The organism is Methylocaldum sp. (genome assembly GCF_035627495.1).
Lineage (GTDB): Bacteria > Pseudomonadota > Gammaproteobacteria > Methylococcales > Methylococcaceae > Methylocaldum.
The window spans coordinates 86,670-94,937 of sequence record NZ_DASPLO010000173.1; the positions used below are offsets into that span (position 1 = coordinate 86,670).

An 8,268-nucleotide genomic window follows, 5' to 3' on the forward strand; every position below is an offset into this window, starting at 1 on the left:
TCCTCCGGGGTTTGTTGTTATTTGTTTTCAATCCCTGAGGGGTGGCCCCGGCGTTCCCTGGCGCGGGCAGGGCGGCTTGGGCTTATCCGTACACTTCGGACAATTCGCCGAGGACGAACTTGGTGAAGCGGGCGATGACCTTCAGTTCGTCGGTCAGGGTTTGCGTTTCCGTCGCCCGAATGCCGCCAAGCCAGTCCTTGATGCCGGCTATCGAAGAATGCAGCGTTCCGGTGCCGAGCGGGCGGGAATCCGCCGGGTCCGCCGCAAACAGTTGCGCGGAGAGCGTGGATAGATCCCGCCACATGTCGGGGCCGGGGTCATCGTGCAGAATCTGCTCTGCGGCCAGCTTGTAGCGCCGGTTTCCGCTGTCGAAGCGAAGTTCGTAGCCGATGCGCCGAGTCCGATCGGGCAGGCTGGTCAGGAAGAATCGGCTATCGGCGAGCAGCACCATGGAGCCGAAAGCGGGACAGCTCAAATGGCCGGTGATCCTCGCGGCGTGCTCGGGATCGGCGAGAAAAGCCTCGAGATCGGCGATGTGGATGCATAGTTCGATCTTCAAATTCTGTTTCGATTCCGGTTGCTGCGCCAACGAAATGTGTCCTTCAAAGCATTTCCGGAAGCGGATTCCGACCGCCGGATCTTTCATGCGCGAGGGATTGAGCTGCGTTTCCGCGGTCGTTCCGGGCAGGGCATGCAGATAGGTTTTCGCATCGGCGTAACCCATTTCGATCAAGGTGGCGTGGTCGATTTTGCCGAGATATAAATCCGGGTCGAGTGGCAGGGGATATTCCGGTTTGACGACGTGAACGCGGATCGCTCGGGTTTGGCCGTAGGGATTGTCGCCCTGCTCGATGCGCCGGTTGATCTCCCGAATGGCCTCCAACTGGTTGTTGAGGGCGGCATTGGCGCTCATTTCCAGCATTTGGACATAAAGATGCAGGGGGCCGCCCCGGTAGGTGCCGGTATTGCCCAAGCCCCACAAGACCCAGATTTCCTCCGCGCCGTTTTTCACCGCTTCCATGAGGTTCGCGTCCTGCACGAAACCGGTGTCCAGGTAGATGCCGCCGTCCTTCCGCACCGGGGGGAAGACTCCGGGCAGGGACATGCCCGCGATAATCATGTCTTCGTCGATATCCCGGTGGGATATCACCTTGACTACCTTGTTCGCGTAATCCAGGACGTTATAGCTGGCGGGCGGCTCGGCGACGGCACGGATGCGGGCGGTATCGATGCCGAAATGGGGCAGCACCTTGGTGCGAAAGCCTTTGGAATCCCCCATGCCTTCCAGATTTTCCACCTTCAGGTAATCCTTGAGCGGCAGGAAGGCGATGGTGTCCTTGAGCTTGAGCGTGCGCCAGCGCTGGCAGATCTCGCCGGGTTCCAGTCCGGACAGCAGCATGGACATGTTCAGGCTGCCGCCGGATGTGCCGTCGAGATATTGAAATTCGAAGCCCGCTTCTTCCAGGGCGAGCATAATCCCCGCCTGATAGGACAACCGGAGGCCGCCGCCGGGGAGGACCAGCGCCCGTTTCGGCTGTCCGGGATTGAGGGGGGCGGTCAAGGGAACCGTATTGGCTGGGCTCATGGCCGTCCTCCTTAGCGGTTCAGATTGCCGAAGGTTTGTCCGGCAATGGGCGCGGTGGGGGCAGGCGGCCAGGTTTCGTCCAAGGGCAGGTTGATGACGCTTTCCATGCCCTCCGGCGCGGTCGCCGGCGGCTGGTCTTGGTGCAGGAACCAGGATTCTATGTGATCGTCCAGGGTGCCGATGGCGTTGGGGATGAACGCGGTCATCAGCGGCTTGTCCCCGATTTCGAGGGTCTTCAAGGGCTCCGCCCGTGGATGGTCGCCCAGCACCAGCCGGGCCTTGGCCCAGTTAAACAGGCGTATGCCCGCTTTACCCTGGAAATAGATATAGGACTTCATCAGCATGCCGCGGAACGAGCAGTAATTGACCGTGCTCATATTCATCGGCAGGGGAGTCGAGGACGGACGGCCGATTTCGATATAGGTCACCAGTTTTCCGTCGAGATCGTACTGGCTGCTGACGGTGTCGTCGCCGATCTTGAAATCGAGGTTGCCCTGATGCTTGGGCATGCCCCAGATCCCTTTTCCCCCTTTCACTGATATTTTGGTGGATACCGGCAAGTCGACCACGTACTGCCCGCTGCCGTAGCAGTTCATAAATAGCAGCGGCAGAACCGGCGGCGCGGGTTTGAGGCCGTGGGTGCAGGCGATGCCTATGCTGTATTCGATATAGGTGCCGATATTGGTGCCGAGATAATTGATGACGGTGACGACCAGAAAGCCCTTGCCGCCCACCCGTAGCGGATGAACTTCCGCGGGCAAAAGAGCTTTGGCCTTGTCCGGATTGATCGGGAAAATCGCCATGAGAACGGGCGAGGGCGTGCATTGCACGGGTAACTGGAAAGGGATGGTGTCGACCAGGGAATATTGGCCCTGAATGGCTTTGATGCGTTTCGGGATACCCATTGTTATTACCTTGTTGTTATTTGGCCAGCTCTTGAATCATCAGGGGGAATACATCGGTTGCGGCGTTCTTCCCCATGAAAACATCCAGGTGGCTGTATTCGGGTAGAACGTGCAGCCCGTGAAAACCGGGCCGCAGCGCGTCGAAGTATTGCCAGGACTTTCTCTGGCTTTCCGGCAGAAAACAGCGGTTTTTCCCGCCGGCGAAAAACACGAAGCGCGCGTCGGTTTTCGGCGGTGAAGCGGCGAAATCCGACGGCAGATTCGGCAGACCGTCGACGGCGACTAGGTTGCCCTTGTGCACGCAGCGGGCCATTTGCTTGAAGAACCGCAGCGGCACGTTGCCGAATTCCTGCTTGATCCAATCTTCGTGGACCAGGTCGGTCAGGTTTTCGTGCCGCCACAGCGCTGGAAACCCGCTGCCGTAGGTGAAACTGACCATTTTGCACACGGTGCTGTTGCACTCGTGGTGGACCAGTTTCACCAGGCCGGTAATGGTTTTGGCGACCCACGTCGGCGCCTCGACGCCCCAATGGGGGTTGACGTATGGGGTTAAGGCGTTGACCACGGGTACGGCGAAATTCAGCTTGAAGTCCGACCAGTTCGGCACCACCGGATGCAGGGACACCGCATTGCTGACGATGGTGGCGACTTCCGGCACCAATCCGGCGACGGCCGACATGGTGAAGCTGGTCGAACCCTGGCAGTGGATGATGGCCTTGATCTTCTTCCGCCCGGTTTCTTCCACGATCTTGCGTACCGCATGGGGGTGGTCGTAGAGCGCGGCCTGATCCAGGGTCCATTCGTTGGGCGCGAAGTCGATGCTGGCGCGCCAGTTTTCCAGCCAGACGTCATAGCCGGCTTCCACCAGCGCATCGACGACGGTGGTTTGCCGGGGGGCGCGGAAAATGTTCGCCCGTACTCCGGCGCCGTGCACCAGGATGACGGGCTCCCGCGTGGGAGCCCGGTCCGCCGAGCGAACGTTGATGAGATTGAGTGCCAGACCGTCGCCGGCCGTGAATGGCACGATGCGTTCCGTCAAAGACATGGGACGCTCCTTCCCCGAGTGGCGGGGTTCAGGGTTGGATGAAGTCGGAGATGCGTTCGGCCAGGGCGGCGATGGTGCGGGACGGGTTCAGGCCCACCGCCTTCGGGATGATGGCGCCGTCGGCCACGTACAGCCCCGGATAGCCGAACACCTCGCCTTTGTGGTCGACCACGCCGTCGGCGATGCTGGTGCCCATGCGGCAACCCCCCAAGGGATGCGGAGTGACGAGGTCTTTCAGGACTTCCCAGGTCGCCGGGACCATGGCCACACCGCCGGTGGCTTCCGACAGCGTTTTGTGCATGTCGATCAGCGCCTGAACCGCGCCCTCGGAATTTTTGATGTTCCAGTCCAGGTCCATCTTGTGGCGGAACGGCGGAATCCAGCTACGGGAAATCTTCAGTACGCCGTCCGACGCGTCGACCGCCTGACCGAACCAGGGCATGACTCCTGACAGGGGATCGCTGCCTTTGTTGAGGGATTTCAGGACCGAGAAGAAATGGCCGAAGCGGTGGTCTTTGCTCAGATCCTGAAGGCCATCTTTGATGAGGTTCGGGAAGCCGCCGTCCTGCACCCAGAAGCGCTGCTTGTGGAAAAAACCATCCAGGAAGTCGATGGCGCTGGTGATGGTGGGACCGCGGGTCGGCGAAATCTGCCGATCCGCATAAATTCCCGGGGTCAGGAAATCGCCGTTGGAACTCCAGCCCACACCCAGCATCGCACTCAGTTCGGGCAGCGTGCCGTATTGGTCGCGGCAGCGCAGCAACAGCTCGTTGGAGCCCATGGTGCCGGCGGCGACGATCACTTTCTTGGCGTTCAAATGGCCGGGAATCAGTTTTTGCTTCTTCGTATCGATCACGTCGAAGTCGACCCGGTAGCCCCCGTTGCCATTGAGCGGGGTGATGCGCTGGACCAGATGCAAGGGCTTGACCTCCGCGCCGTGCTTCTCTGCCAGGGGAATGTAGTTCAGGTCCAGGGTGTTGCGGGCCTTGACTTGACAGCCGATGTCGCAGTTGCCGCAGTGGACGCAGGTGCCCTGTTCCTGGCCGAATTCGTTGACGTGGGATTTCGAGTTCTTGTCATCGAAGGCGTCGGGCTTGTCGTAGCTGAACTCGGGATCGAAGGTGACGGCCAGTGGCATTTTGCGGAAACGCGTCCGGTAGCCGCAGTTCTCCGCCGCTTCTTTCATCAGCTTCATTTTCGCCGGCCATTGATTGTCCGGCACTTCCTGGACGTTCAGCATCTTGCCGGTTTTTTCGTAATAGGGCTTCAGCGCGTCGTAAGTGATTTCCGCCGGCCAGCCGGACTCGAATGAGAAAGGTTCGGCCTCGACGAAGATGTTCGCGTATATCAGCGAGCCGCCGCCGACGCCGCAGCCCTGGGCCACGGCCATGTGCTTGTAGAAGCGGATGTCGATCCAGCCGTTGTTCTTTTCGGGCTCTTCGTGAGACCACCACCAGGCATCTTTCGGACCGCGCGGATAATCCTTCACGTCCCAGCGGTGTCCGCGTTCCAGAATGCAGACCTTCATGCCTTTTTCCGCCAGACGGCAGGCGGTGACCGCGCCGCCGAAGCCGCTGCCGATCACGATAACGTCGTAATGCAGGGTGTTGTCGACTTTCTTGTCGAAGATCTGTTTGCCGAATTTGGGGATGACGTACGCGTCCCACAGCTTGCCGGCGAAGAAGCGGCCGAATTTTTCGATGGCGGCGGCTTTATCGGCCAGGTTTTCGGCGTTCGGCACTTCGACCGTGGACAGCAGGTCGGCCAGTTGTTTGACGCCCAGGGTCAGGATGCCCGCGCCGACGACCGGGCCGGTCTTGTCCTTGCCTTGGTGCAGTGTGGTGTAGAGGGTGGTGGTGTCGGACCACAGGTCGAACCCGGAATCGTCCCTGACGTCTTTGTGTCCGGCGAGATAATAGTCTTCGCCCTGATGATTAAAGCCCAGCTCGTAGACCATGTAGGTCATGTCGGGATTGTCGGTGGGCTTGAACAGGTTGAACACCCCGGTTGGCGCCTTGATGCCCATGCCCAGCGGCGGGAAATCGATGGTGCCCTTCAAGGACCCCAAGTGTTCGGGATCGCTGATGAAACGATCCAAATCGTCGATGCCGACCTCCGCGTGCATGGCCAGTGTAGTGCCTTCCTGCTTGCCCCGTTGTGCCCCCTCCGCGGTATCGCTCGCTCCCAAAGCGAAATACCCCGACATGGTTTCCTTAAAGGTCAAGGATAACGTCGTCATCATTATTCTCCTTCTTGTTATGGAATGGATTATTGGTATAGGTCGGCGCCGAAACGCCTTATCGACACAACGGGTAATCCGGTTTACCCAGGCGTCTGTCAAAACAGACGCCGATCCGAGCACACCTGCCCTCGGTTCTAAGTTCTCCCGTAATCAATGAATGATAGTCCGCCTTCACGAAAACGACATCTCGATATCGGGAGATGTTCGGTCCGATAAATCAAAAGGGCTTAAGAAACAGAAAGAAACGGGATTTGCACGAAGCGTTTTTGCTCTTTCCTCCGGGCATGGCTATCTACGATTTCCTTCTCCCGAATCGGGGGGAGGCGAAAAGCTCTTCGCTTCTGCTCCATGGGTTGATTAGCGATCGATTATTTCTCGATGAATTGGGCGAGACTCAGTGAGGCGTGGCGGAGGGATTCGTAGGATGCGGTGAGATAACGAACCGCATCAATCGCGAACTGAATAGTTCAATCGGAAGCAAAAGATGAAAGCCTGCCCCATTTATATCTTATTGACGGATGATGCACTCAAGCCCAACATCTTACTTTTATCTTACGTCAGGTATGCACCATGGAGACCACCAAGCTTTCGAGCAAAGGCCAAGTGATCATTCCCAAAGGGTTTCGAGTGGCTCACCGCTGGGAAGCAGGGCTGGAGCTGGTTGCCATCGAGGTTGGCGACGGCATCCTGCTTAAGCCTAAAGTGCCGTTCGAGGAAACCGCTCTCGACGAGGTGGCCGGCTGCCTGCGGTTTGAAGGGAAAGCCAAAAGCATTGAAGAAATCGACCAAGCAATACGCCAACACGTAACGAAGGAATGGCGTGATAGCGATTGATACCAATGTTATTGTTCGGCTTCTCACCCAGGACGATAAGGCTCAATTCCAGGCCAGCTATCAGCTCTTCCGGACGGCCGAGATCTTTATACCCGACACGGTGATCCTGGAAACCGAATGGGTACTGCGATATGCGTACGACTTTAAACCAGCGGAAATCTGCTCCGCGTTTAAAAAGCTATTTGGGCTGAAAAACGTTCATTTGAACAATGCTCAGCTTGTAGCGCGGGTGATCAACTGGCATGAAGCCGGTTTGGATTTCACCGATGCCTTTCACTTGGCGAATAGCGAGCGGTATTCGTCCCTAAAAACATTCGACGATCGCTTCATCAAAAAGTCTGATGGCTTGTCGGATTGTTTGGTAGAGAAGCCGTAATTAGGGGGTAGGCTGGGTCGAGGAGCGAGACCCAGCGTTTTCGAGGACCGCAGGTGGCGGATTGAGCTGGGATTCCGCAAGGCTGCATCCCAGCCTACAGGCTCTTGACCGGTTAGGCGGGTCCGATAAGGCGTGGCGGGGGATTGGGTAGGATGCGGTGAGGTACGAACCGCATCAATCGCGAACGATGCAGTGAGCTAGGCTCGAAAAAGTGGACGCCATCAATCGTGTAAATCCGGTAGATTGATTGATGGAGGAACGAGATGGCGAAATTACCGAGACAGTCGTTCACGACAGAGTTTCGTGAGCAGGCGGTGAGATTGATCACCGAGGATAAGCTGTCCGTGCCGGAAGCGGCGCGGCGACTCAGTCTATCCGCGAAGACCTTGGCGAATTGGGTCTATAAGGCCCGTGCCGGACAGTTGGGCGAGGTGGGCAAGAGTCGCCAGCCGGTGAGCGATCTGGAGGCGGAGATCTCGCGTTTGAAGCGGGAGTTGGCGGAAGCAAAGCTGGAGCGCGACTTGTTAAAAAAGGCCGCGGCGTACTTTGCGAGCGAGTCGATGCGAGGTACGCGTTCATGAAGGCTCACCGTCAGGAATTTCCATTGCCACTGATGTGCCGGGTGTTTGCGGTGTCCAAGAGCGGTTACCACGCCTGGTTGAAGCGCACGCCCTCGAAGCGGTCACAGGAGAAGGCGCGCCTGGTGTTGGCGATCCGGGCGGCGCACCTGAGGAGCCGGCAAACCTATGGGCCGATCCGGTTGCAGCCGGAGCTGGCTGCGGCGGGGTTCCAGGTTGGGCTTGGCCGGATTAAGCGGATTCGGCAGGAGTTGGGTCTGCGCTGCAAGCAGGTGAGAAAGTTCAAGGCGACGACGAACTCGAAGCACACCTGGCCGGTGGCGGAGAACCGGCTGAACCAGGACTTCGCCACAGGGCGTCCCAATCAAGTGTGGGTGACGGATATCACCTACATTCCCACCGAGGAAGGCTGGCTGTACCTGGCGGGCATCAAGGACGTTCACACCTGCGAGATCGTGGGTTATGCCATGGGGGTCCGGATGACTCAGGACCTGACTGGCCAGGCACTGATCCGGGCGGTCAAACACAAGCGGCCGGGAGTGGGGTTGATTCACCACTCCCGACCGGGGGTGTAAAAAGAACTGTGTAATTGGTTTGTATAATCTGACAAAAAGGAAAATAAAGATGACCAGTGATACAGCCAAACAAGACGCCCTGTTAGACGAGTTGCTCAAAGGCTATTCGGATCCCAAGGACATTTTGG

General features: G+C 58.3%; 8 protein-coding genes. 4 read left to right on the forward strand and 4 right to left on the reverse strand.

Translation table 11 applies throughout. From position 1 onward, the window contains the following. Nucleotides 1–82 precede the first annotated feature (82 nt). The 4 genes from VEB01_RS15745 to VEB01_RS15760 are packed head-to-tail and all read right to left on the reverse strand — an operon-like array spanning nt 83 to nt 5,594. The gene (locus VEB01_RS15745) at nt 83–1,585 is read right to left on the reverse strand and encodes a patatin-like phospholipase family protein (RefSeq protein WP_324877065.1); all 1,503 of its coding nucleotides are present in this window, start codon (nt 1,583–1,585) and stop codon (nt 83–85) included. Between the two features lie 11 nt (nt 1,586–1,596). Then, nucleotides 1,597–2,490 (reverse strand): acetoacetate decarboxylase family protein, encoded by an 894-nt coding sequence (locus VEB01_RS15750; protein ID WP_324877067.1) that lies wholly within the window; start codon nt 2,488–2,490, stop codon nt 1,597–1,599. A gap of 16 nt (nt 2,491–2,506) precedes the next feature. Beyond that, nucleotides 2,507–3,535, reverse strand: a complete 1,029-nt coding sequence (locus VEB01_RS15755) for an alpha/beta fold hydrolase (RefSeq protein WP_324877069.1) — start codon at nt 3,533–3,535, stop codon at nt 2,507–2,509. A gap of 28 nt (nt 3,536–3,563) precedes the next feature. After that, nucleotides 3,564–5,594 (reverse strand): GMC family oxidoreductase, encoded by a 2,031-nt coding sequence (locus VEB01_RS15760; RefSeq protein ID WP_324877071.1) that lies wholly within the window; start codon nt 5,592–5,594, stop codon nt 3,564–3,566. Nucleotides 5,595–6,347: 753 nt separating this feature from the next. On the opposite strand from VEB01_RS15760, the gene VEB01_RS15765 reads away from it, so the two are divergent. The 4 genes from VEB01_RS15765 to VEB01_RS15780 all read left to right on the forward strand — a co-directional run bounded on the left by VEB01_RS15765 (nt 6,348) and on the right by VEB01_RS15780 (nt 8,140). Then, on the forward strand, nt 6,348–6,611 hold the full coding sequence (locus VEB01_RS15765; RefSeq protein ID WP_324877073.1) for an AbrB/MazE/SpoVT family DNA-binding domain-containing protein: 264 nt from the start codon (nt 6,348–6,350) through the stop codon (nt 6,609–6,611). After that, nucleotides 6,598–6,987 carry a type II toxin-antitoxin system VapC family toxin gene (locus tag VEB01_RS15770; RefSeq protein WP_324877075.1) on the forward strand — a complete coding sequence of 130 codons (390 nt, stop codon included), beginning with the start codon at nt 6,598–6,600 and terminating at the stop codon, nt 6,985–6,987. Before VEB01_RS15765 ends, VEB01_RS15770 begins: the two co-directional genes overlap by 14 nt. Before the next feature lie 263 nt (nt 6,988–7,250). Continuing rightward, nucleotides 7,251–7,568 carry a transposase gene (locus tag VEB01_RS15775; RefSeq protein WP_324877076.1) on the forward strand — a complete coding sequence of 106 codons (318 nt, stop codon included), beginning with the start codon at nt 7,251–7,253 and terminating at the stop codon, nt 7,566–7,568. After that, nucleotides 7,565–8,140 carry an IS3 family transposase gene (locus tag VEB01_RS15780; protein ID WP_324877078.1) on the forward strand — a complete coding sequence of 192 codons (576 nt, stop codon included), beginning with the start codon at nt 7,565–7,567 and terminating at the stop codon, nt 8,138–8,140. Before VEB01_RS15775 ends, VEB01_RS15780 begins: the two co-directional genes overlap by 4 nt. Nucleotides 8,141–8,268: the final 128 nt, after the last annotated feature.